Annotated in this window: 20 protein-coding genes; 11 read left to right on the top strand and 9 right to left on the bottom strand. The window is 45.7% G+C overall.

What is annotated here, in order from left to right:
• The first annotated feature begins 9 nt into the window (after positions 1-9).
• From EEX84_RS12145 to EEX84_RS16695, 3 genes are all read left to right on the top strand, one after another.
• A complete protein-coding gene (locus EEX84_RS12145; RefSeq protein WP_123165919.1) occupies positions 10-1677 on the top strand; it encodes an endonuclease NucS domain-containing protein in 1668 nt (555 codons plus the stop codon).
• 202 nt (positions 1678-1879) lie between these two features.
• A complete protein-coding gene (locus EEX84_RS12140) occupies positions 1880-2122 on the top strand; it encodes a hypothetical protein (RefSeq protein ID WP_148039024.1) in 243 nt (80 codons plus the stop codon).
• A gap of 337 nt (positions 2123-2459) precedes the next feature.
• Complete coding sequence (locus EEX84_RS16695) at positions 2460-2555, top strand: putative holin-like toxin (RefSeq protein WP_220629479.1); 96 nt, start codon at positions 2460-2462, stop codon at positions 2553-2555.
• A gap of 414 nt (positions 2556-2969) precedes the next feature.
• On the opposite strand, the gene EEX84_RS12135 is transcribed toward EEX84_RS16695, so the two are convergent.
• Positions 2970-3926 (bottom strand): calcium/sodium antiporter, encoded by a 957-nt coding sequence (locus EEX84_RS12135; protein WP_123166007.1) that lies wholly within the window; start codon positions 3924-3926, stop codon positions 2970-2972.
• Between the two features lie 585 nt (positions 3927-4511).
• Here EEX84_RS12135 and EEX84_RS12130 point away from each other — a divergent pair.
• Positions 4512-5276 carry a TerC family protein gene (locus EEX84_RS12130; RefSeq protein ID WP_123165917.1) on the top strand — a complete coding sequence of 255 codons (765 nt, stop codon included), beginning with the start codon at positions 4512-4514 and terminating at the stop codon, positions 5274-5276.
• 60 nt (positions 5277-5336) lie between these two features.
• On the opposite strand, the gene EEX84_RS12125 is transcribed toward EEX84_RS12130, so the two are convergent.
• The 4 genes from EEX84_RS12125 to EEX84_RS12110 all read right to left on the bottom strand — a co-directional run bounded on the left by EEX84_RS12125 (position 5337) and on the right by EEX84_RS12110 (position 11124).
• Positions 5337-7070: a helix-turn-helix domain-containing protein gene (locus tag EEX84_RS12125; RefSeq protein WP_158599120.1), complete on the bottom strand. Its 1734-nt coding sequence runs from the start codon at positions 7068-7070 to the stop codon at positions 5337-5339.
• Positions 7071-7171: 101 nt separating this feature from the next.
• Entirely contained in the window at positions 7172-8389 is a 1218-nt protein-coding gene (locus EEX84_RS12120; RefSeq protein WP_123165915.1) for a M20 metallopeptidase family protein, read from the bottom strand.
• A complete protein-coding gene (locus tag EEX84_RS12115) occupies positions 8352-9560 on the bottom strand; it encodes a metal-dependent hydrolase family protein (RefSeq protein WP_123165914.1) in 1209 nt (402 codons plus the stop codon). Before EEX84_RS12115 ends, EEX84_RS12120 begins: the two co-directional genes overlap by 38 nt.
• 16 nt (positions 9561-9576) lie before the next feature.
• Entirely contained in the window at positions 9577-11124 is a 1548-nt protein-coding gene (locus EEX84_RS12110; RefSeq protein ID WP_123165913.1) for an AbgT family transporter, read from the bottom strand.
• Positions 11125-11627: 503 nt separating this feature from the next.
• Here EEX84_RS12110 and EEX84_RS12105 point away from each other — a divergent pair.
• The 5 genes from EEX84_RS12105 (at position 11628) to EEX84_RS12085 (ending at position 15975) form a co-directional block, all read left to right on the top strand.
• A complete protein-coding gene (locus EEX84_RS12105; protein WP_240033975.1) occupies positions 11628-12257 on the top strand; it encodes a DUF4181 domain-containing protein in 630 nt (209 codons plus the stop codon).
• A 417-nt stretch (positions 12258-12674) separates the two neighbouring features.
• On the top strand, positions 12675-13130 hold the full coding sequence (locus EEX84_RS12100) for a peroxiredoxin-like family protein (protein WP_123165911.1): 456 nt from the start codon (positions 12675-12677) through the stop codon (positions 13128-13130).
• Positions 13131-13452: 322 nt separating this feature from the next.
• Positions 13453-14295, top strand: a complete 843-nt coding sequence (locus EEX84_RS12095; RefSeq protein ID WP_123165910.1) for an aldo/keto reductase — start codon at positions 13453-13455, stop codon at positions 14293-14295.
• A gap of 124 nt (positions 14296-14419) precedes the next feature.
• Positions 14420-15088 (top strand): vWA domain-containing protein, encoded by a 669-nt coding sequence (locus EEX84_RS12090; RefSeq protein ID WP_123166006.1) that lies wholly within the window; start codon positions 14420-14422, stop codon positions 15086-15088.
• Between the two features lie 368 nt (positions 15089-15456).
• Entirely contained in the window at positions 15457-15975 is a 519-nt protein-coding gene (locus EEX84_RS12085; RefSeq protein ID WP_158599118.1) for a YcxB family protein, read from the top strand.
• Between the two features lie 283 nt (positions 15976-16258).
• Here the strand turns inward: EEX84_RS12085 and EEX84_RS12080 are convergent, their stop codons facing one another.
• On the bottom strand, positions 16259-16435 hold the full coding sequence (locus tag EEX84_RS12080; protein WP_123165908.1) for a sporulation protein Cse60: 177 nt from the start codon (positions 16433-16435) through the stop codon (positions 16259-16261).
• Between the two features lie 106 nt (positions 16436-16541).
• Positions 16542-17267: an SGNH/GDSL hydrolase family protein gene (locus EEX84_RS12075; protein WP_123165907.1), complete on the bottom strand. Its 726-nt coding sequence runs from the start codon at positions 17265-17267 to the stop codon at positions 16542-16544.
• A 207-nt stretch (positions 17268-17474) separates the two neighbouring features.
• Between EEX84_RS12075 and EEX84_RS12070 the strand changes: the two genes are divergently transcribed.
• The gene (locus EEX84_RS12070; RefSeq protein WP_123165906.1) at positions 17475-18413 is read left to right on the top strand and encodes a hypothetical protein; all 939 of its coding nucleotides are present in this window, start codon (positions 17475-17477) and stop codon (positions 18411-18413) included.
• A 45-nt stretch (positions 18414-18458) separates the two neighbouring features.
• The gene (locus tag EEX84_RS12065; RefSeq protein WP_123165905.1) at positions 18459-20174 is read left to right on the top strand and encodes a M20/M25/M40 family metallo-hydrolase; all 1716 of its coding nucleotides are present in this window, start codon (positions 18459-18461) and stop codon (positions 20172-20174) included.
• Between the two features lie 263 nt (positions 20175-20437).
• Here the strand turns inward: EEX84_RS12065 and EEX84_RS12060 are convergent, their stop codons facing one another.
• Both EEX84_RS12060 and EEX84_RS12055 read right to left on the bottom strand, forming a co-directional pair.
• Entirely contained in the window at positions 20438-21499 is a 1062-nt protein-coding gene (locus tag EEX84_RS12060; RefSeq protein ID WP_240033974.1) for an aromatic acid exporter family protein, read from the bottom strand.
• 162 nt (positions 21500-21661) lie between these two features.
• Complete coding sequence (locus EEX84_RS12055; protein WP_123165904.1) at positions 21662-22813, bottom strand: MFS transporter; 1152 nt, start codon at positions 22811-22813, stop codon at positions 21662-21664.
• Positions 22814-22846: the final 33 nt, after the last annotated feature.

Here is a 22846-nt window from a genome sequence, read left to right as displayed (position 1 = left end):
GGAAGTAACTTGGTTAATTATCTAATACCTTATGTGGACCCTAAGCAAAACGATGGTGAAGAAGATCCAATGTTCCAGGAGTTTACTTATGGAGACAAAGGGAGAAGAGGGCTTAAGTTGCTCACTACAGTAAAAAAAGGCGATTATTTGTTTTTTCATACGAGTAAAAATCAGAAGCGGTATATCATGGCATTTTATAAAATTGAAAAAGTTATGCCTATCGATGATGCGCGGAATGATTTATTGATTAACCAAAAATATCAGAATCCGCATCTACTGAGTAGGCTTACGCGGGAAAATGAGGTGATTGTTTTTGGACATCCGATTGATTCTTTTGAGTTAGTAAACCCCCTAGAAATGAATGAAGAACTTCTTGATTATTTAGGAATTGCCTTTGATCCTTATACAAATGTTACTGTATTCGGCGCGCTCACGTCCAAATTTAGAAACTGGCATACTCTTACTGACAGACAGGTTGAACTGATAATAAGGAAAATCTTTGCTACCTCGCAGCAAAAATTCTCTGATCCCAACGTCCAGCTCTCAAGCAACGAAATCCCGCAGCTCCTTGAACGAGATATTGAGGACCTGATTGCCAAAGCTCCAAAATTAATCGGAGAAAATTTTGTTTTGAAAGAACAGCAGTATGTATTTGGAAATACGAACAAACGCTTGGACCTTCTCTTAGAGGATTCGGTAACTGGAGCACTCACGATTGTCGAAATAAAAAAAGATGCAATCGACCTCAAGGCTCTTACGCAATTGGATAATTATACTAAAGAGTATAAGAGGGCATCAGGAATTCAGCATATTAACGGCGTGTTAGTTGGAAATGGGGTGCAACCTTATTTTGAAGAGAAGGTTATTGAGAAAATTAAGTCTAAGAACTGGAAACTGTTCACTTATGGATGGCTGTTTTCAGTGAAAGAACCTTATAAAGTTCATCTATCTGAGAAGACTATAGAAAATAACAATTTTAAGCTTCTGATTACCGAGTCATCTAACAACAGTTTTCAACTTCTCTTATCCAATGACACGGAGCAAGATTTCAATGAAGTATATATTAATAGTAGTGGTTTTATGAGTGAAGATGAAGAGCTTTTTTCTTACCAAGATGCCAAATGTATAAAAAATGTTTCGAAACAACAATCATTTAAAGTGATGGATATGACACCTGCAGATTTAGATTTTGTTACAGAGTATGAAATTGAAGGATACACGTCAAAATCTGTAATCTACATGAAATTTGAAAACAAAAAGTTACGGAATGTCATTGATTATACCAATCCTTTCAGCAATAAAAAAAGCTGGTTAGTACCTTTAATGAAAAGTGATATAATCCCGATTGCAAAAATTGTACGGGCAATTTTAAAAGGTATGTACGAGACGGCTCCACCCATCCAAAATAAATATTATATGAAATTGATAGAAGACCACCCACATAGCACAAGAATAATGGAAGAATTATACGAACTTGTGGAGGATTATTATCGGGGGGACAAAGCACATACTGAAGAAAAGTGGGACATTGCGAGTGAACTGGAAACGAATCATAATGTTCAGTTTGAACAATCAGAAGGGACTGAAATCCTGTTGTCCTACTGTGCAGCTTGCCAAGAATTCTTTGATTTATCAAAAGGTGACATAATCAAATTGTTCCTGAAATATGCCCTATAAAAAGCTGCAATTATAAATCATTTCCCTACTATACTAAATAGATAGACGGCAACACAAAAACCATTGTTTTCCGGATATACAAGAAGTACCAATCGCAGAACTTCCGAAACACCCACTCACCCAAAAGGAGCTGAAAACAATGGTTCTGTCTGCATCTAACTATATTCAGTGGGCAACGGCAGTCATTGGAACCGCTTGATGCTTGAAGATAATGGAAGCGCTGCTGGCCGATTACCCGCATGAAGTGAATGAAATCTATACAGCCTATATTTACCGCCTGATCGACCGGGCTTCAAACCGCAAGGCATACTGGAGCGCCTGCCAAAAAATCAAAGGTTACAAACAAGCGCTGGGGGCTGAAGCGGCGGGAGTGCTGATTGAGGAGCTGAAGTTCATGTACCCGAAACGGAAGGCACTGATTGATGAATTAGGGAAGATTGTGTAGAGATAATTGGAGTTGCTCCCTGGGAAGCGAAACCGAATTCATTATAAATAATCAAATCTGAAAACCTAATATGCTATGATTTAGACATAAAAAAGACCGGGTGCGTCAACACTCGGGCGATGCAATATTGTGACTCCAGTGGTTAAAGCTGAAGCGAGGAATACGCCGTTTTCTAACTTTCTGGCTCGTGCTTTCTGATGGTAGTGTTATTAATTACAGCTAAAGCAGGATTGTGTTTATGATATGATTATGTGGTAGCATACAGCGGAAGTTCATAGGCGGTTGCATATCTTACTTTCCAATCAGCGATTTGCTGAGGGGGAAGGAGGTGATGCAAATGACAGTATTTCAAGCACTAACATTGATGATTAGCTTTTCGGGGTTAATCGTTTCAATCATCGTGTTGTCATATACTTTTTCGAAAAAAAAGTAAACCGCCTGTGCCTCCCAGCATAAGGTGCGGTTTACTTCTGTACTGATATGCGATCGCCTTTGAAGCGATGCTTTTATGTTACTGGACGATGGGTGTGTCCAGCACCCGTCGGCTTTTTTATTGCTTTGTCTACCTTCATTATAACTACTATCAAATTATTTTGCAATTATGCGATAAATTATGGTTTCACTTCCAGGGAAGCGAAACCGCACTCATTATAAATAACAGAACCTAAAAACTTAATACCTGTAATCTAGACATATAAAAAGACCGAGTGCACTACCACTCGGCCGGTGCAGTACATACCGCAGGAAAGCGGATGGCCAGATTGAAGATGTTTAAGTCAAAAACTAATCGCCTACAATCCTGCCTGGAAGAAAGCGTTCCTTTTTTATCTGCATTCTTTTATTCCGTTTAATTCCGTAAAATAATATAAACGACATAAACGATATAAATGACGGCCAAAACCGACCCTTCCATCTTTGAAATCGTATACTTGGTTCTTGCAAGGATCATTAAAAGAACGGTCACAGCGATCATCAGCCAGACATCCGAAAAGATCTTCGAATCGACAGTTAAAGGATGAATCGTTGCGGAAGTTCCTAATATAAAGAAGATATTAAAGATATTGCTGCCGATGATGTTTCCCAAAGCAATGTCCACCTGCTTCTTCAAAGCTGCGGTTACAGAGGTGACCAGCTCCGGAAGCGAAGTACCTACAGCCACTATCGTCAAACCGACTAAGGTCTCGCTCATTCCAAGGGAAAGGGCGATCTGGATGCTGTTTTCTACTACGAGGCTGCCGCCGAAGATGATGCCGGCAAGCCCGCCGATTGTTAAGAGCGAATTTTTTACCCTGGACACGTTCGCGGTATCAGCGGGATTTTCTTCCGTGTTCAGGCGATCTTTCCTTGCCACTTCGAAGATATAGTATAGAAATACTGCAAAGAAGAGCAGCAGCATAATGCCTTCCGTTCTTGTAATGAGATTGCTGCCTGCGGATTGGAGTTGAATATCGCTGATAAGGAGCAGCAAGGCAACTGCACCAAGCAAGGCGAAGGGAATTTCTTTTCTTATCGTTTCGCTCTGAACCACTAAAGGGAAGACCAGGGCGGTAACTCCTAAAATGAGAGTTATATTAAAGATGTTGCTGCCGACTACATTCCCGATCGCTACATCACTGCTTCCTTCGAAGGCGGCAATAAAACTGACTGACGCTTCCGGTGCACTTGTACCGAAAGCCACAATCGTTAAGCCGATCAATAAAGGCGAAACCCTCAAGCTTTGCGCTATTTTTGAAGCTCCTTCCACAAAAAAATCAGCTCCTTTGATCAAAAGAGCGAACCCTACCAACAATAATAGATAAGTCAAATGCTGTTCACTTCCTTCCTGCATTTTATAAACATTCAATCAATTTTTAAAAAAGTAATTCTACTCTTTTCTATGCTCATACCCTGCAGATGATTCTAAAAATCATCATGAACTGTCACTCTGTGTCATAACGATTCTAAGCGTTTCAGACAACACAGAACCATAAATTAATGACGCGTCCCTGTCTCATACGCAATTCAATTCATACACTAAACATGCACAAGAAATGCGCGCTATTTCAATTACATACGACCGCTTCAGAAACCAAACTACCCTTCCTCGCCTGAATATCAGAAAATAGAAGCCCAAGTGAATTTTCATATGTCTCAAATCACTGTATTATTTCACAATTCAGGCAAAAATAATATGGTGTTTTCTTTCGGATGGTGCTATACTGACGTTACAACTCAATAGACTTTTGACATTCGTCAAAGGGGAGTAGCTATAGGGAAACCTATTTCACAGTCGTCATTACGTGGTTAAGAGCCACCGGCTGTGATAGCAGTTAATTTTGCTTAGCAAGACCTTTGCCTTTAATTAGGCTGGGTCTTTTTTGTTGCAAAAAATTAGCTGGGGGTTTGGAAGATGGAAGCGATTTTGTTGGAATATGTGTGGGTGCTGCTGGTCCTTGTAGCACTTGAAGGGTTACTGGCCGCAGACAATGCGGTGGTGATGGCGGTTATGGTCAAGCATTTGCCGAAAGAGCAGCAGAAAAAAGCGTTGTTCTATGGCTTGCTGGGAGCGTTCGTTTTCCGTTTCGCAGCGTTGTTCCTGATCACGCTGCTCGTCGATGTTTGGCAGATTCAGGCGTTGGGGGCGGCTTACCTGTTGTTTATCGCCTTCAAGCACATTTATGATCAGCGAAAAGGCAAGGAACACTCGCTGGAGCCGGAAGCGACAAAAGGCTCCGGTTTCTGGATGACAGTTTTCAAAGTCGAGTTGGCGGACATCGCCTTCGCCATCGACTCCATGCTCGCGGCTGTCGCTTTGGCGATGACGTTGCCTCACCTGGGTTCGATGGAAGTGGGCGGCATCAACGGTGGCCAGTTCGGCGTCATGCTTGCCGGAGGTTTGGTCGGTCTTGTCATCATGCGTTTTGCGGCACATAAATTCGTTAAATTGCTGGCGAACTATCCGCAACTGGAAACAACCGCGTTCGTCATTGTCGGCTGGGTCGGCGTGAAACTGACCGTCCTGACGTTGGGGCATAAAAATCTCGGCATCCTGCCTTACGATTTCGTCCACTCGGCAGAATGGAAGCTTATCTTCTGGGGAGTATTGCTTGCCATTGTTGCAGTCGGGGCGTTGGTCAGCATCAAGAACAAGAAAAAATCAGAGGTTCTCTCTTAATACAGGAATACACGGAAAAAGAGCCACATCCAAACGAATGGATGTGACTCTTTTTCACTTTTACTTCTCAATATCTTCCGGCAGCAACTTGCAGGCCAGCTGAAGGTTCAGGAGGTCATTGGAATCCTGCAAATCGACATGGAGCAGTTCCGATATCTTTTTCAAACGGTAATGCAGTGTATTCAAATGAATATGCAATTCTTTGGCAGCTTGTCCCGGACGTTGAAGAAATTGAGTATAGGTCCTGAGTGTCTTCAGCAACTTGCTGTCTTTTTCCTGGTCATACCGGATGATGGCTCCTAATGTCGACATAACGAACGCGTCGATGTCTTTATCTTTATTTGGGATCAAAAGGCGTTCGAATCCGAGTGACGCGCTGTCTATGACGTTTTCACGAGAATCGGAATCATGCAGAAACTGAAGGACTTTGATGGAGTCTTCGATGGAATCAGGCAGTTCCTCAATGTGATGGACGCACTTGCCGATGCCTAATTTAATCGTGAGATTCTGCACTTGCTGATTGATGAGCCGTTGCAGATCGTCAGCCAGCCGTTTAATTTTTTTCAACAGGAACGGTTTCGAAATGTCATCCCGCACCGATAACAGGACAATATAGCGCTGTTGTTTTTGGACGACCAGGCTCCCTGGGAAGTGCTGGTTTACTTCCACCTGCAGCAAATTGGCGATTTCCCGTTTCCAGCTGAAATCTGTGATGCTTTCTTCTGTTGACGTGGCTTCTGTTATAGCGGTCACCGGCAACAGCAAATTGTCGATATCGAGTCCAAGCCCTTTTGCCCGTATCAGGAAGTCCTCTTTTAAAATGCCATTCAACAAATCATCCATCAGTTCGGATTTAAAGCGGTGTTCGACTTCCCGAAGAGCTGATTCCCTGTTGATTTCCAATGTGAAGAACAAAATGCTTTGCTGGATGAAATAGCAGTCCGTATCGGAAATTTCATGTCCAGGCTCTGTAGAGACAAACAATTTGCCAAGCAGCAGACGGCCGCTTTGAATCGGAAATTCGTTCGTTACAAAATGGTCTTTCAAGTCGCCAAGCTGTATATGTTCTCCATATATCGTCAATAAAGAAACAGGCTTTTGGATTTGCTTGCTCAGCTGTTCCAGCATGGAAGCCAGTCCTGCACCGGCATTCATCTTCAGCAGCAATTGCTGCTGATAAGTGATGATTTGCTCGAACTGCTCGTTCTTTTCCTGCAGATCAAAATGCAGCTGCGCTTTCGAAAGAGCAATGGCTGCCTGCCCGGCAATCGCTTGCAGAAGCCGTAGATCCTCCTCTGAAAACGTACCTTCTTCGGCAAAACCATTGAGCGTGATGGCGCCGATGCAGTCATCGTTTTCAGTGATCAGCGGAACACACATCACACGGAAAGCGTTTTGTCCGGAATGGACGGCAAGTGATGCATCAAACAGTCGGCGGTTTGATGCTGACATCGATTCAGTTTCAGCAGCCAGTTCTTCAGGAGAAGTAATGAGGATCGGTTTCCGGCTCGAAAAGCAATTTCCGGTAATCGATTCATTCGGGTCCAAAGAAATTTTGGTGACGGTTGGAGTGAAGTTAACAAAAGAGGGACAAACCAGTTTGGCGAGTTCTTTATCATATAAAAACAAGACACCGCCGTCTGCGTCTTGTATGGCTTTTATGGATTCTTCCAAAGTCAATTGGAACAGTTCTTTTAAATTCAGAGTTGAGTTCACGGCTTCTGCCACTTTTATCAAAGCTTCCATTTGCGACTGGGAAAATGAGTTGTGCAACAGCGGCATAGTAACGGTCATTCCCTCCATTTTTTTGATTCATTGTAATCAATCATACAAAAGAAATTGAAAAAATTCAAAAAAAGAAAACGGCTCTCAAAAGAGCCGCTTTCTGCGCCAAATTATTCCGCGTTATCATATTCAAATAAAATAGCAGCGAATGACTTTGCAGTGTTCAGCATCGCGGTTTCGTCAAAATCGAACATAGCGTGGTGATGCGGGTAGATTGAACTTTCTTCATCAACCTGCGCTCCTGCGAAAATAAATGATCCCGGCACATGCTGTGTATAATAGGCGAAGTCTTCACCGGGCATGACCGAAGGTGTTTCAGAAACGGCATCCGGGCCAAGAACTTGCGTCATTGCCCTTTTGGCAATCTGCGTCTCGGCGGGGTGGTTCCATAAAGCGTCATAGCCATTATCAATTTGGACATCAGCCTGTGCGCCCATTGCCTGTGCCACTTGGCTGGCAATGGAAGAGAGACGCTGTGAAGCAAGGGTGCGGATTTCCGGTTCGTAAGAGCGAATGGTGCCGGTCATCACAGCTTCTGTCGGAATAACGTTATTTGCTTTTCCGCCGTGGATCGAACCGACTGAAACGACCAATTGCTTTAAAGGATCCGTATTCCGGCTGACGATTGTCTGGAGCGCCGTGACAATATGGGACGCGATCACAATCGGATCAACCGTTTCATGAGGAATGGCGCCATGGCCGCCTTTTCCGTTAATGGTGATAGTGAAAGTATCGACTGCTGCCTGGATATAGCCTTCTTTATAAAACATGACACCTGAAGGCATGGTACTTTGAAAGTGGCAGCCGTAAATAGCATCGACTCCGTCGAGACAACCATCCTCAATCATAGCTTGAGCACCGCCCGGAGTTACTTCCTCGCCGAATTGATGGATGAAGACGACATTATGCTGCACTCGCTCGGACTGATTCACCAGGCTTTTGGCGAAAACCATCAATGCGGCAGTATGGCCATCATGCCCGCATGCGTGCATCACATTCTCCACAGTAGACTTATATGGCACATCTTTTTCATCCTGAATCGGCAAAGCATCAAAATCTGCACGAAAAGCGATGGTTTTAAGGGGAGCGGCAGCCTTGAACGTGGCCACAACGCCGCGGCCGCCTACGCCAGTCCGCACTTCCAGGCCCAGTTCCCGGTAATATGCCGCGATTCGTTTCGGCGTTTCCACTTCCTGATGGGAAAGTTCGGGATATTGATGGAAATGCCGGCGGATATCGACCATTTCAGGAAACAAATTTTCCAGGTCCCGGCAGATTTCTTCCAACCCTTCAGTAACTATGGACAAACTTCCGGTTTCGCTGGTCATGAACCAATTTCCCCCCTTTATAAACTGAATCTATATTGCGGAATGCCTGGATGGTGTTTTCCGGATCTTCGTTCAGCAAGATAAAATCAGCCGCTTTGCCTTTTTCGAGTGAACCGACAGTATCCTGCACATTCAGTACAGCAGCGGCATCATATGTAGCTGCCGTAATGATGTCGAGAATCGTCATGCCGCCTTCGTGCATCAGTTCCAGCTCTTTGGCAAAATCGCCGTGAAGGTTGAACGGTGTTCCGGCATCGGTTCCTGACGCGATTTTCACACCGGCTTTTACAGCTTTGTTGAAGCTTTCTTTATGTGCTGTAAAGCAAGCAACCGCTTTTTTTATGGCGTGTGGAGGAATACCGCCGGTGTTTGCATTTTGAACGATGTAATAAGGCGCGGCGAGCGTCGGCACCAAAACCGTGCCGTGTTTGATCATCAATTCAATCGTTTTATCATCCAGGAAAATGCCGTGTTCAATCGTCGTGATACCGGCGCGCACAGCGTTTTGAATGCCGATTGTACCTTGTGCATGAGATGCGGTCGTTTTGCCTGCATGAGTTGCCTCTTCGATGGCCGCCTGCATTTCTTTTTCGGACAATTGCGGGGAACCGGGGTCTACGCCAGGCGTCATGACGCCGCCGGTCGCCATCAATTTCAATACGTCGGCTCCCTGTTTCAAAGTTTGGCGGGCCACTTTTCTGATTTCGTCTACACCGTCTGCTTCGGTAGCGAGAGGGTAGCCGTGTCCGCCTGTCATAACAATCGGCTGGCCTGAACCGTAGACTGTCGGACCTGAGAGCAGTCCGGAGTTGACAGCATCACGGTAAGACAAGTCAATATGCCATTTCGAACCGAGGTTCCGTACACTTGTGACTCCCGATTGCAGTTGCTTAATAGCATTGACTTGGTGGCGATAGGCGGAAGTGGCTTGTGTATCTGTTTCAACTTGTGAGAACGGATCTGCAATACCGTCCATCCCAAGGTGGACATGCATATCGAAAAAACCAGGAAGCACTGTTTTTCCGCTGCCGTCAATTGTTTCAGCCGCTTCCTGCTGAAGCGCTTCGTCGCCGGAAGCGATGATTTTATCGTCCTGAACAATAATCGCCGAATTGGTGAATTTCTTTCCTGTACCTGTGTATAATGTAATGTTTTCAAATTTGATGGCCAAATCTATTCCTCCTCAATTATGGTAAGTAAATGTTACCGCCAGGGCCCAGCGGGAGTCCGAGCAGGAACCAGGCGCTGAACAGAACTGTCCAAAAAATCGCAAAAGCGATGGAATATGGCAGCAATGACGCAAGAAGCGTCCCGATTCCGATATTTTTGTCGTATTTCTTCGCAAATGTCAGCAAAATCGCGAAATACGCCAGCATCGGTGTAATCGGATTTGTAATGGAATCTGCAATACGGTAAGCGACTTGCGTCACGGCCGGGTCATAGCCGAGCAGCATGAACATCGGGACAAAGACGGGAGCGAGAAGCGCCCATTTCGCAGAAGCACTGGCGACCAGAAGATTGATCAAACCAGCGATGACAATAAAACCTAAAATCAATGGCAAACCTTCGAAGCCCATATTTTGCAGGAAGCCTGCACCTTCGATGGCGATAATCGGGCCAAGGTTGCTCAGTCCGAAGAAAGCGATCATTTGAGCTGCAACAAAAGCCAAAACGATATAACCGCCCATGCCACTCATTGCTTTGGTTAAGTGCTCCGCAACATCTTTGTCGTTTTTCAATACTTTGGCACCAAAGCCGTAAGCGATGGCCGGGATGAAAAAGCCGAACAGCATGATTGGAACAATGCCGGTCATGAAAGGAGATACAATAATCCCGCCGGTTTCCTGGTCACGTAAAATTCCGTTTTCCGGAACAACCAGCCAAACGATGAGTGCTGCATAAAGAGCGAGCGTCACTCCTGCCCAGATCAGGCCGCGCTTTTCATCGGCAGTTGTTTTTTCCAGCTTTTCAACTTTTCCTGTATAGACGCCAAGACGCGGTTCGGTGATTTTCGTAGTCACCAGCGCGGCGACAGGAATAATGACAAATGTCGAAGCAATCATGAAATACCAGTTGATCGCCGGATTAGCAGTATAATTCGGGTCGATCAAATTGGCGCCGGCTTGGGTAAAGCCGGACAATAACGGATCCAGCATGCTGACGATCAAGTTGGCACTGAAAGCACCTGTAACCGTCGCATAACCGGCGATGAGCCCTGCAATCGGGTTACGGCCGAGAGCCGCAAAAATCATCGCTGCGATCGGAGGCAAGACAACTTGTGCAGCGTCTGCAGCCGTGTTGCCCAAAACAGCAATCAAAAGGATGGTCGGCAAAATGATCTTTACCGGTGCGTTCAAAATAGTCGTCTTCATAAATGTCGTAATGAGGCCGGTCGATTCCGCAAGACCAACTCCGAGCATGACGACCAATACAAGGCCGAGCGGAGGGAAGCTGGTGAAGTTCGGTACCAGCGTTTCGACAATTGTCCGAATCCCTTCGCCATTCAGCAAGTTGACCACATGGATTTCTTCACCCGTTCCGGGGTGAACCGACTTGATGCCGAGTTGTGCAAATACAGCTGAAGCGACAAGTATGATCAATGTAAACACAGCGAAAAGAGTTACAGGATCGGGAAGTTTGTTCCCGTAAATTTCCACTTTGTTTAAGCTTTTTTCCAAAAATCCTGGTTTCTCTGCTTTGGCTTTGAATTCTTCCGTATCCAGTAACTTGCTCACAAACTCACTTCCTTTAATTTTTAATTGTTTAAATATTATTACTTTTTACAAATGAACTATATAGGAGAACCCATGAAAAATGAAAAGAGTTTTTGTGGCATCCCACAAATTCTGGAGATTTGTGGAGCGAACAGGAAGAGAGGCACGAAAATACCCCGTAAATTCAGCGACTTTTTACAAGTTACTGAATTTACGGGGCTTTCTTTAGCTTTAAAGAACTTCCGAGCGTGTGGCGCCTTTTCCTTTGTAAGGTGTAATAGAGTTTGTTGGAATAATCGATAAGAAAATCATTTTAATAGATGGGGATACGTTGACTGAGTATATGTTCACTTACGATAGAGGTGTCAGCTTCCAGAAAACTGTTGTGAGTAAGAAATTCGATGAGGATGATGTTTAAGGTGATAATTCATTCCAATAAAAGGATTTTCATCACCTTCTATTGAATACATCCCGTATGAAGCACTCAAAGCTTAATCCGTTTGGTGGGGAGGCAGATGTCATTTATGAACTTATTATTTTTCTTTCTAATTGTGTTCGCAATAAATTACATTTTGAAGTTTGCACTTCGAAAACTATTTAAAATTGAACCGAGCAAGAGAGAGTTCTTTTCCTATAACCACATCAACGACCAGCACCGGAAAGTCGACTGGTTTGTGAGGGGCGGCACGCTGATTGTGGGTCTGGTACTCCTTTATTTCGTGGCTTTGGATAAGTATCCGCCGTCGTACTATTTGGTTGCGGTTATTGCATTGATTGTGGTGGACCATCTGGTCAGGGCATTCTTCGAGTGGCGTGCATCTGAAAATCCGAAGCAGTCGATTCTCACATTGACCCAAATGGCTGTTTTTGTGGCAGCGATTGTGTTCGTTATCCAATTCAACTTCTTCCTTTTCGGCGGATTTGAGGGAGTGGTGACCGAAAAGACAGATACGAGTTTCATGGTCGAAGTGACTTCGTTCAACTTCGGGACCGGATCGACCGTCCATGAAGTTCATATGACGGATCATACGCTGTTCAAGGGGGAAGTCCGTGGTTTTGATGAACTGGAGGAAGGAACTCTTGTCCGGGTGATGCCATTCGATTTGCCGTCGGATTTCCCTTACAAGCTGGCTTCGGAAGTGATTGTGGAGTGAAGACTGTATTGCACTGGTGGCAGTTAAGTGAAAGCCGGAAGGAGTGACCCTCCTGATTTACGTTAAAATCTTCCCTGTGTCAAACCTATAGAGACTTCTCAACTGAGAGGTCTTTTTTAGGAGGTTAGACATACTGTGAGAAATCGCTTCCTGCTGGAGATTTCTGTTTTATTCAAGACGGAAGGCGTTAGGAAAGGAATAAAGCCCGCCAGGAAGTGAAATTTAATATTAAATAGTTTGATTATTCGTGAAATTAAGGTAGAGGAATGATAATATTTCATTAAAACCCACTTGGAAAGGAAGTTATGAATGGATTACGTATTTGTCAGTAAAGAGAAAAACGAAACTGTCCGGTTTTCTGAATTGGCTCAGGAAAAGCCCGTTCTTCTGGTCTTGCTTCGTCATCTGGGCTGACCGATTTGCCGCAATTTTCTCGCGCAGTTGCGTGAGCACGCAGAATCCATAGAAGAAAAAGGGGTATCACTGGTAGCGGTGGTTCCCGCAAACTCGGAGCAGCTGAAGGATTTCATCGATGTATTCGGTCCGTATCCTTTTCCGATTTTAGGAGACCCGGAACAGCAGGCCTATAAGGATCTCCGGCTTAAAAAGGTATCGGCTGTGAAATCCGGAAAAATTATTTTCAAGTATTTAAAAGAAGGAAGAATGCGTGAGATTTTTCCGAAAGACCGGAAACAGGCGAAAATCGTCAGAAAGGCGATGCTCTCGCAGGACGTTTACCAGCTTGGCGGAACCTGGCTGATTGACACAACGGGAGAAATCCATTGGCATCATATCGACGAAGAGCCTGCTGATCACGCGACGATACCGGCGATTATGGAGGCTTTAAACAAGCACGCTCCCACTGCCCCATAAAAAGCCTCGTTGTATCAGAAGCAATCTCATTTATTCAAACTAAGTGCATGAAGAATCCGTACCAATCCTGGGCTTACAGATTCTTCATGCTTTTTTATTGCTCACAGAAAAAAAGCATAGACGCTCAGCAAAAGAACAATCTATTGCCCTGCACGCATTCTCTGGCTGAGAAAATCTGACGTTACTTCGGACCGGACCCTGTGTGGGCCACCATTGTTCTAAAATAATGGGATTGTGCCGCTCGCGGTGCAGTGACTGAATAATTTGAGTTTACAATCAGCTAAGAGTAATCTTAACGTAGAAACGAAAGGAGCGGAAGTAGATGGAAAGAACAATACCAGAAGTGACATTGAATGACGGAACAATTTTGCCGGTGACCGGACTCGGTACATACGGGCTGTGGGGGAATGCCGGTGCGAACTCGGTCAGCAGCGGAATCAATGCCGGTTACCGGCTGATCGATACAGCGTATAATTATGAGAACGAAGGAGCGGTCGGGGAAGGCATTAAGCGCAGCGGCATTTCCCGTGAAGATTTGTGGGTGACTTCCAAATTGCCTGGCCGATATCACACGTACGAAAAAGCGCTGGTGGCGATTCAGGAATCGCTGTATCGCTCCAATCTGGATTATTTCGATCTCTATTTGATCCACTGGCCACTGCCAAATCAGGATTTATATGTGGAAGCATGGCAAGCCTTGATTGATGCGCAGAAATGGGGGCTCGTCCGGTCGATTGGGGTAAGCAACTTCCTGCCTGAGCATCTGGAGCGCATTATTCAGGAGACCGGCGTGACGCCAAGCATCAATCAGGTCGAATTGCATCCGTTCTTTAACCAGGAAGAACAGCGGAAAGTACATGCGGAATATAATATTCAAACGCAATCATGGAGTCCACTGGCCAGAGCGGCAGATATCCTGTCGAATGAGACGGTCAGAAAAATTGCCGAAACCCATCATAAAACTGTTCCGCAGGTGGTGCTGCGCTGGCAATACCAAATCGGTTCGGTGTCAATCCCAAGGTCGACTTCCCCGGAGCGGCAGCGGGACAACCTGGCTATTTTTGATTTCACGTTAAATGAAGAAGAAATGACCGCGATAGCAGCGCTTTCACGTCCTGATGGCAGACTGTTTGATATGGATCCGGCGACGCATGAAGAGTTTTAAAGAAGCGCTGGTAAGTAACTAACTTTATCGAGTAGGCAGCATTCTAAAAAGAACCATACAGGAGGCGTACATATTGGGTTTGTTCGATAAGATTTTTAAAAAGCCGGAAAAAGAAGAAGCGAAAATCATCGGGATTTCGTTGAAGAAAAAAGCGGCAACGATTGTGCTGGAGAAGAAGAAATTGACCGGGGTCACCGCCAAAGTCGGCGTGGTGCTTGATATTTCCGGTTCGATGAGAAAGTTGTATAAGGAAGGCGTCGTGCAGGAAGTGGTGGAGCGGGTTCTTGCGGTCGCCAGCCAGTTCGATGATGACGGCGAATTGGATGTCTGGGTCTACGACAATGAGTTCTCGCGTCTGCCGGGAGCGACCGAGGCGACGTTTATGGGTTATGTGGAGAAAAACATCCTGTCGAATGACAGCGTGCACAAATTCGGCCGCAACGACGAACCGAAAGTGATGGAAGATGTGATCCGCAAGTATACGGTGGAAGATGCGAGCGACGAGCCCGTGTTTCTGGTATTCATCAATGACGGCGGATGTAAATCGGGGATCAAGAAATTCATCGTCGAATCATCAAACCAGCCGATTTTCTGGCAATTTGTCGGGATTGGCGACGCGAATTTCGAAGTGCTGCGGAGGCTCGATACGATGGGCGGCCGGGTGGTCGACAATGCGAATTTCTTCCATCTCGAAGACATCAGCCAAGTATCCGATGAAGAATTGTATGATCAGCTGTTGAATGAATTTCCGATGTGGCTGAAGGAAGCGAAGGAGAAGGGGATTTTGCGTTAAAGGCGAAGTCATCTTCAGAGTAAGAAGCTGTCGGATGATTTGGGGCGAAAATACAGCTGAGTGATCATAGAATGTCGATTTTTGTTCATAGAATCCAATGAGTAATCATAGAACTCGGAAGACCGCTCATAGAACGGCCGAAACCGCTCATAGAATTTGAGGTCCATCCGAGTGTTGATTTTGCAGCCATCCTTTATGCTAAATTGAAACAAGACCTGTCCTTCTGTAAAACAGAAGGGCGGGTCTTGTTTATTGTAAGCTTTCGCGAATTAGGAATGGTTTATTACATTCAATGTAAAATAATGTATGCATGCAAGTTGGAATACACTATGATTAATGGAAAGACTTATAAAAGGGGCAAGCCATTAATGGAACTCAATTACAAACTCACTGAAGAAGATTATCTCGATTTCAATTTATTTCATGCAAAAAATTCTCCGGCGGTGCAGAAGCAAGTTACCATGCAGCGGATATTTGTACCGCTTCTGTACATAGGGATAGCGATTCTGGCTTCAATGTTTCTGGACATGCCGTTTCTCGTACTGTTTATCCCGTTTCTCATCATGGGCACCTTATGGGCGATCTTCTACCCGGCTTACTTCTACCGGCTGATCAAGCGGAACGCGACCAAAATGATGCGTGAAGGAAAGAATGAAGGGGTGCTGGGAGCGCATACGATGATTTTTACGGAAGACGGCTTGCGTGAGATCAGTCCGAAAGGAGAGATGAGCATTTCCTGGAGCGGTATTGAAAATTTCGGCGAAAGCCCATCCGGTTTTTATTTATACAATAGCGGCATGTCCGCGCTCATCATTCCGAAGAAAGAACTGGGGGACAGTGGGGAAGTCAGTGCTTTTTTGAATGGGAAGATTAAAAACAGATTGTAAGTTGGATTCGGAAGAGCTTGATATCTATGCGTCGAATAAAGATTGCGTCTTGCAAGCGAAAGGAAATCATCTCGATATTTTAGGTGATGTGTAGTTAATTTCCAAGGAGGTGAAAATATGGATATCAGTATACTGGTTGCGATATTCGTAATTTTTCTTGCAGCTTTGGGTGGCGGATATTATGCAAAAGACAAGAGGAAAAAATAAAATCAGGAATTCCTTCCAAACAGAAATAAGACCTGCCCATCTTTTTACGGATGGGCAGGCCTTATTTTATAAGTGATTAAAAGGAAATATTCTTAGAAGAATCGGAGGGCTTGTACATCACCATCGCACTGAAGAAAAAGATAGGCGTGGCGAACTTTATATCTACCACCTCTGCAGCAGCGCCTTCAAGGAATTCATTTACTTTGCGGTCCATTCCTTTTTCGCTCCAGGCATAAAACGTTTTCACTCTCATTTTGAACGGCTCCTTTGAAACTTGTCATACTAGTTCTACGGACAAGAAAGGTTTTGGTTTCGACTGACTTTTCTTACGAGAAGTGAGCCGGTAAAGCCGTGCTTTTTTAATCGCTTTCTATAGCCTCCAATCCGATTTCAGCAAGTACAGCCTGCCCTTTTTCTGTCGGGTGAATATCGCCGGCGATGATATAGTCTTCCTGTTTGTCGCGGTAAGCTGAGTAGGCATCAGCCAGATAGACGTTCTCGTAGCTTTCGGCAACCTCTCCGAATGCGGCGTTCACTTCAGGGAGAAAGGCCTCGCCGATTTGGTGCATATAGCTGTGAGGCGGAAAAGGATTGTAAATGGTGTAAAGAAGGATCTGTGCGTCTGTCAGTGACTGGATTTCTTCAATGAGTTCACCGAGTTCATTAAAAAAAGTGTTGCTGCCGAGCTCTTGGTTCAGGATTTCTTGCATCCGTTCCGGATCACCGGCACTTGCGGTTTCGACCATGCGGAGGATTTCCAGCAAATCGTTTCCGCCGATTGTCATGGCGATCACATCGGCGCCTTCGACCTTTTGCCGGTGTTCTTCGTCTTCGCGAAGGGCTTCCATGACATGTTCGGTTTGCCAACCTGACACAGCAAGGTTATGCACTTCGAATCCGGCGTCTTCACCGATCAAATACGGATAAGCCGACCGTCCGCTGTCTGCGAGGTTGGCGCCGTAAGTAATGGAATCGCCTAAAGCCACGAGTGTCCCTTGATCGGTGTCTTCCTGGGCGCAGCCGCTCAGAAAAACGGCTAATAAGACAATCCATGCATTCCGGATGGCCAATTTGATTTTGGGCATAGTGGAACTCCTTTTGTTTTTTTCAATATAATATGGAAACGAGATAGAGGAACTGTGTTCTTTGAATATACAGCGAGAAATTTATTGAAATTATCAGCATTTTTCTGTGATATGATAAATTTATCTTCCATAACGAGTTTATGATAAATGGATAAGCGGTTCAAATTTAACGGTGTTTTGATTCTGATTCCGAGAAGAGGATGGAGTATGAAGAAAGCAGAAAAAATCATGCTGGAACAGGTGATCGATTGGAACTTTGACACGGGCGGTTATTCGCTTTGCCACGCTTCGCTTGGTCCCGGGGGTGAAATTTGTCTGCTGTTTGCTTCGTCCACACCGGATTTACTGGAAGGCAGCTTTCCGCCGATACGGACGGCTGAAGCGATTACCTATAAAGCGCTCTTTATCAAAGACGAGACGTACAGCGAGACGACAATCAGCAACCAAAAATGGAACTATCATTTTTTGCAGCCGATGGGCGAAGATCATCTACTGCTTGCCTGTGCACGGTCTATGAATTACGGCGGCGGGCGAGTGGATGAAAATGCACGGCTGTTTGACCGGGAAGGAAATTTCATCCGGTCTTTTTGTCTCGGAGACGGCATCGAACATTTATACACAACCGGGGACGGCCGGATTTGGACAGGCTACTTTGACGAAGGCATATTCGGCAATTATGGGTGGGATGATCCGATTGGAAAAGCCGGCCTCATTTGCTGGGATGCATTTGGGAATATTTCCGAGCTGTATGAGCAGCCGAATGCGCATTTTATTGCGGACTGTTATGCATTGAATGTCGCTTCCGACGACGAAGTGTGGTTTTATTTTTATACTGATTTTCACATCGGAAAAAGGAAAAACGGCAAGACGGAATATTTTATTCCGGATATAAATGGTGCCACCGCTTTTGCCGTCTGCCAGCATCTCTTGTTGTTTAACGGCGGCTACGGCATACATGACCGTTTTTATTTATTCGAAAAGAACGCGTCCCGTTACCGGCGGCGAAGAGAAATCGTCTTTGTAAACTCCGCTGGAAAGAAACTGAAGCCGCTGTTTATGAGTGCGCGCGGATCGAAGGTGTTGTTGCAATGCGACACGGCCAGCTATGTATTTGATTTGAAAAGTCTGGCGAAAGACCACTCGTGAAAGTTTTAACAGTTTTACCTATTAATGATGAAGGAGTCGTCATCCATGAAACCATGCCGCGATGAAGTGCTGGCTACTACGAAACAATTGGTTCAAACAGCGAGCATTGTAAACACTGAAGGGGAAAAAGAACTTGCGGAATCCATGCATGCATTGATTTCCTCTCTCCCTTATTTTAAAAAGAACCCCGAGCATGTCCGGTTGTCCCGAACGTTTGGAGATGAGCGGGAGCGATACAACGTACTGGCGTTTGTAAAAGGGACAAAAAGAGCAAGCCGGCGGACGGTCGTTTTGATGGGCCACCTTGATACCGTCGGAGTAGATGATTTCAATCAAATGAAAGACGCTGCCTTTGATCCGGAAACGCTGAAGGAAAAGCTTAAGGGCGAACAGCTTCCTGCTTTTGCGAAAAAACACGCTGAGTCGGCGGACTGGCTTTTTGGACGGGGAGTTCTTGATATGAAGAGCGGCGTTGCCAGCAATTTGTATCTTTTGAAGTATTATTCCGAGCATCCCGAAGAATTGGAAGGCAATATCGTGTTTCTTGCAGAATGCGATGAGGAAGACGGGTCGCATGGAATTCTTTCGGCGTTGGCAACTTTTAAAGAGTGGAAAGAGGAACACGGATTTGACTATATTGCAGCGGTCAATGCGGACTTTGTTTCACCCCGTCATGAAAATGATCCGAACCGGTATATTTACCGGGGAACGGTAGGGAAGCTGCTGCCGTCCTTCTTTATCACCGGTGCGGAAACACATGTCGGTTCTTGTTTTGAAGGGCTCGATCCGAACTTTATCGCGGCTGAGCTGACCAGGCAGATCAATTACAACCCGGAGCTTTCGGATGAAGCTTTTGGGGAAATCACTGTGCCGCCGGTAACATTGAAACAGACCGATTTGAAGCCGAACTATACTGTCCAGACGGCTTTATCCGCCTTTGTGTACTTTAATTTCTTTGTCCATTCCTGGACGCCAAAGGATGTATTGGACAAATTAAAAGAGCAGGCGTTCATCGCTTTTGACAATGCACTCGCTTCTTATGGGAAAAGGTACAAGCAATTCAGCGAGATGAGTGGGGACCCGTATCCCGGCATCCCGTGGAAACCGAGAGTGCTGAGCTATGAAGAAATGGAAAAGCTGCTGGTCATGGAAAACGGCGCGGATTTTATTTCTCATATGGATGAATTCAAAGCGTCGTTATTACAGAACAAGGAATTGGACACTCGGATGTTTTCCGTGAAAGTGGTGGAAGAAGCATGGAAATGGATGAAAGACAAATCTCCTGCAATCGTTTTATTTTATTCTTCGCTGTACTCGCCACGGATTGAAATAACCGGGAAAACACAGGAAGAAGAAGCGTTAATAAGTGCTTTAGACCAGGCTGTCGAAGAAGTTCAGCCGTTCTACGCGCATCCAATTGTCATCAAGAATTTCTTTCCTCATATTTCCGATATGAGTTTTGTCGCAATAAGTGATGACGAAGAAGGAATTCAAGCCGTGTCTGCCAACAATCCTTCATGGGGAACCAAGCATTATGTGGATTATGAAGAGATCCGGGAATTGAATATCCCGGTCGTCAATATTGGTCCATACGGCGTTGATGCCCATAAAAAATTGGAAAGAGCCGAAATGACGTATTCTCATGAAATCGTGCCGAACTTAACAAACAGGGTGATCGAGCTGTTACTGGACAGGGAAGAAAGGGAGAGCGCTGAAACATTCGGTCATGCATTGGCTGGGGAACCGGAATATTTCGGATGATTCCTTTTCTTTTGCAGCATTCGTATTTTAATCAGAAAAAGGACAAGCCATTGTCACTTCGGAACGGACCCTGTGTGGGCCACAATTTGAGGAACAATTGAGTCCCACACAGGGTCCTCGCAGCGAGGTGCTGAGGTGGAGTTGCTGGGATAGCAGCTTGGCTTGTGCTTCGCTTCTTTCGGAGGGAGAGGGGATCTTTTTCTCTAACATCAGCCCATCCTAAATTCGACAGCTCCATTCAAGCTTGGCGGTATTCGATTGTCTTATGATTTCTTTGCCTGCTGTGCGGCTTTCACGCTGGTCGGATCAAAATACTTATCTACTAAATCATAAATCGTGATGAGTTCGTAAAGGATCGTGAATTCCGGCGGGAACAGGGTCGGGTGCATGGCATCGTTTGCCGGCACCCGCTTGCTGTTTTCCCAGAACAGATGCGTAATGCTTTTTAACTGGCGCTGATGCTTTTCGTGGTTGTAGTGGGTGGAATGCCTCAGGTCGTCCGCAAGCGCCGCAGCGGCATGCATGATAATCTCCCGCTCGGCTTTTGTCCACTGGATGCTCTGCAGTGGGACACGGAGCAGGGCGTTCAAATGGTACTCGAAATTGTCCAGAAACAGCAATTGCCTTTCCGCCATCCGAAGCTCAGCTTCCCGGTTACGGATCCAAGGATATAAACTGGCTTCATCCCGCTGGAAATGAATCAGTTTCTCCGTCTTCCTGATTTCCGTTGTCAATTGTTTCGCAATCTTTCGGTCTTCCTGAAGGTCCACATCCTTTTCAAATAGAATCGTGCGGAAAGTATGTTCCAGCATGCTTCCTGCACGCGCACTGATGCTTTGGATGCTTTTCAGAATATCAGGCCGGTAGTCCGGCGGAAAGACGAGCATGTTGACAGCGGTGGACACGAGCAAACCGACCGTTGTCGTCCCCAGTCGGATGAAGAACGAGACCAGGACATGATCATGGATCACTTCAATCATCGCGACGGATGTCAATGTGGCAACAAGCAAGCCGGCATGCAGATTGAGCTTATAACAGACCAGAATCGTGGCGACTGCCGCGAGTGTATAGGTGATCGGGGCATTCCCGAAGAGCGTGATGAAGAGAACGGCGAATGCAGAACCGATGGCGGATGCCGGAAAGCGGACAATTCCTTTTTTGATCGAATCGCTGACCGTCGGCTCGACCGTCACGATGGCCGTGATGACCGCAAAGACAGGCGGCCAGTTAAGCCACACACAAATAGTGGCTGTTAAAAAGATGGCGATACCGGTTTTCAAAATCCGGCTGCCATTGAAATGAAGAGAGCGCAACTTAGATAACATAAATAACCCCGTATCTCCTTTATGCAATATTTCCACTATAGTCCAGTATATCATTCATTTCGGTATGTACTTCAAGGCAATTATAATCAGCATTGAAGACGGGAAAGCAAAAGGCAGTGATTTAGTTTGGGAATTGTGCAACATACAGAGACCATTCATGAGTTACACTTTATGCACGGCGTACTCGGTTGAAGAGACAGGGGTGGCAGCGGTTCTACAGAAGATGAACAGCAATGCGACCAAGGCGAACGCCAAAAAGGCAAAAGTATAGGACATTTCTTCGATTAAGACGCCCGCCACTGCAGACCCGATCGATTGACCGATGCCTAAGGCGAAAAAAGATAAGCTCACGCCGACGGCAGGGGTAGTTGGAAAATGACGGGTCCCCCAGACAATAAACAAGCCGGTCATGAAAATAAACGATATGCCAAAGAAACCAGCCGACAGAAAAATGGCGGCTGAATAAGGAATGGTCAGGCAGACAAGAGAGGCTGTGACCACCAAAACCCCGAGGCGGTAGGACCACGAAAGCCCAATGGATCGGATAAGCGCACCCGCAAGGCCACCGATGATGCCGGCTGCTCCCATGACAATCCAAAAGATGATGCTTTCATTCACCGAGAAATCGTGCACGGCAGTCAGGTAGCTTCTTGAAAAGGTCCAATAAATAGAAGAACCGAAGCCGATGCCTGTAGCAGCCAGAACCATGAAACGCACTTGTGCGAATGAACTGAACTTAAACTGATCATTGGAGGTGGCACTTGTTTCCTGTTTTCGACTCTCGATTACCCGGGCGTTCCACCAATAAGTGACGAATGCAAAAGCAGCAAACAGCACATAGCCCCAGCGCCAATGTTCGGAAAACATCAAAGCGACAGGACCGGTAATGACAACCCCGAAGCTTGTGCCGGTATTGATCCATGTGTTTCCTTTGTCCTTCAAGTCAGCGGCAAGAGACTGCGTCACGACTTGGCTGAAAGCGGGAGACACCCAGCCGCTTCCCAGTCCAGCGACAAATGCACTGACTGCCAGTGCATAAAAGTTGTGAGACGCCGCCATTCCCAGCATACCGATAAAGGCGGTAGCTCCTGATAGCAAAACGATGGGGCGTGCACTGAACTTTCGGATAAAGACAGATGCCGTCACCAAGGCAAGAGTATAGGCGATATAAGCTGCCGAACCGACCACTCCCGCTTGACCTTCGGATAGGTTTAGCGCGGTGCTGATTTCGGGCAGGAACAAACCAAAACTGTATCTGGCCAATGCATAAGTGACAGCAATCATGGCGATGCCAGGCAAAACTGTTTTCCACATGGATTTCAACCTCCTTTAATTAGATAGATCGAT

It is taken from the genome of Planococcus salinus (assembly GCF_003719725.1).
GTDB lineage: Bacteria > Bacillota > Bacilli > Bacillales_A > Planococcaceae > Planococcus > Planococcus salinus.
This window is presented reverse-complemented; position numbering and strand designations above follow the sequence as displayed.

Excerpts from the sequence above, each read along its gene's own strand:
- EEX84_RS12070 (WP_123165906.1), top strand. The coding sequence starts at position 17,475 with ATGAAGAAAGCAGAAAAAATCATGCTGGAACAGGTGATCGATTGGAAC.
- EEX84_RS12060 (WP_240033974.1), bottom strand. The coding sequence starts at position 21,499 with ATGTTATCTAAGTTGCGCTCTCTTCATTTCAATGGCAGCCGGATTTTG.
- EEX84_RS12125 (WP_158599120.1), bottom strand. The coding sequence starts at position 7,070 with ATGACCGTTACTATGCCGCTGTTGCACAACTCATTTTCCCAGTCGCAA.
- EEX84_RS12055 (WP_123165904.1), bottom strand. The coding sequence starts at position 22,813 with ATGTGGAAAACAGTTTTGCCTGGCATCGCCATGATTGCTGTCACTTAT.
- EEX84_RS12085 (WP_158599118.1), top strand. The coding sequence starts at position 15,457 with ATGGAACTCAATTACAAACTCACTGAAGAAGATTATCTCGATTTCAAT.
- EEX84_RS12065 (WP_123165905.1), top strand. The coding sequence starts at position 18,459 with ATGAAACCATGCCGCGATGAAGTGCTGGCTACTACGAAACAATTGGTT.
- EEX84_RS12080 (WP_123165908.1), bottom strand. The coding sequence starts at position 16,435 with ATGAGAGTGAAAACGTTTTATGCCTGGAGCGAAAAAGGAATGGACCGC.
- EEX84_RS12105 (WP_240033975.1), top strand. The coding sequence starts at position 11,628 with ATGAACTTATTATTTTTCTTTCTAATTGTGTTCGCAATAAATTACATT.
- EEX84_RS12095 (WP_123165910.1), top strand. The coding sequence starts at position 13,453 with ATGGAAAGAACAATACCAGAAGTGACATTGAATGACGGAACAATTTTG.
- EEX84_RS12130 (WP_123165917.1), top strand. The coding sequence starts at position 4,512 with ATGGAAGCGATTTTGTTGGAATATGTGTGGGTGCTGCTGGTCCTTGTA.
- EEX84_RS12075 (WP_123165907.1), bottom strand. The coding sequence starts at position 17,267 with ATGCCCAAAATCAAATTGGCCATCCGGAATGCATGGATTGTCTTATTA.
- EEX84_RS12120 (WP_123165915.1), bottom strand. The coding sequence starts at position 8,389 with ATGACCAGCGAAACCGGAAGTTTGTCCATAGTTACTGAAGGGTTGGAA.
- EEX84_RS16695 (WP_220629479.1), top strand. The coding sequence starts at position 2,460 with ATGACAGTATTTCAAGCACTAACATTGATGATTAGCTTTTCGGGGTTA.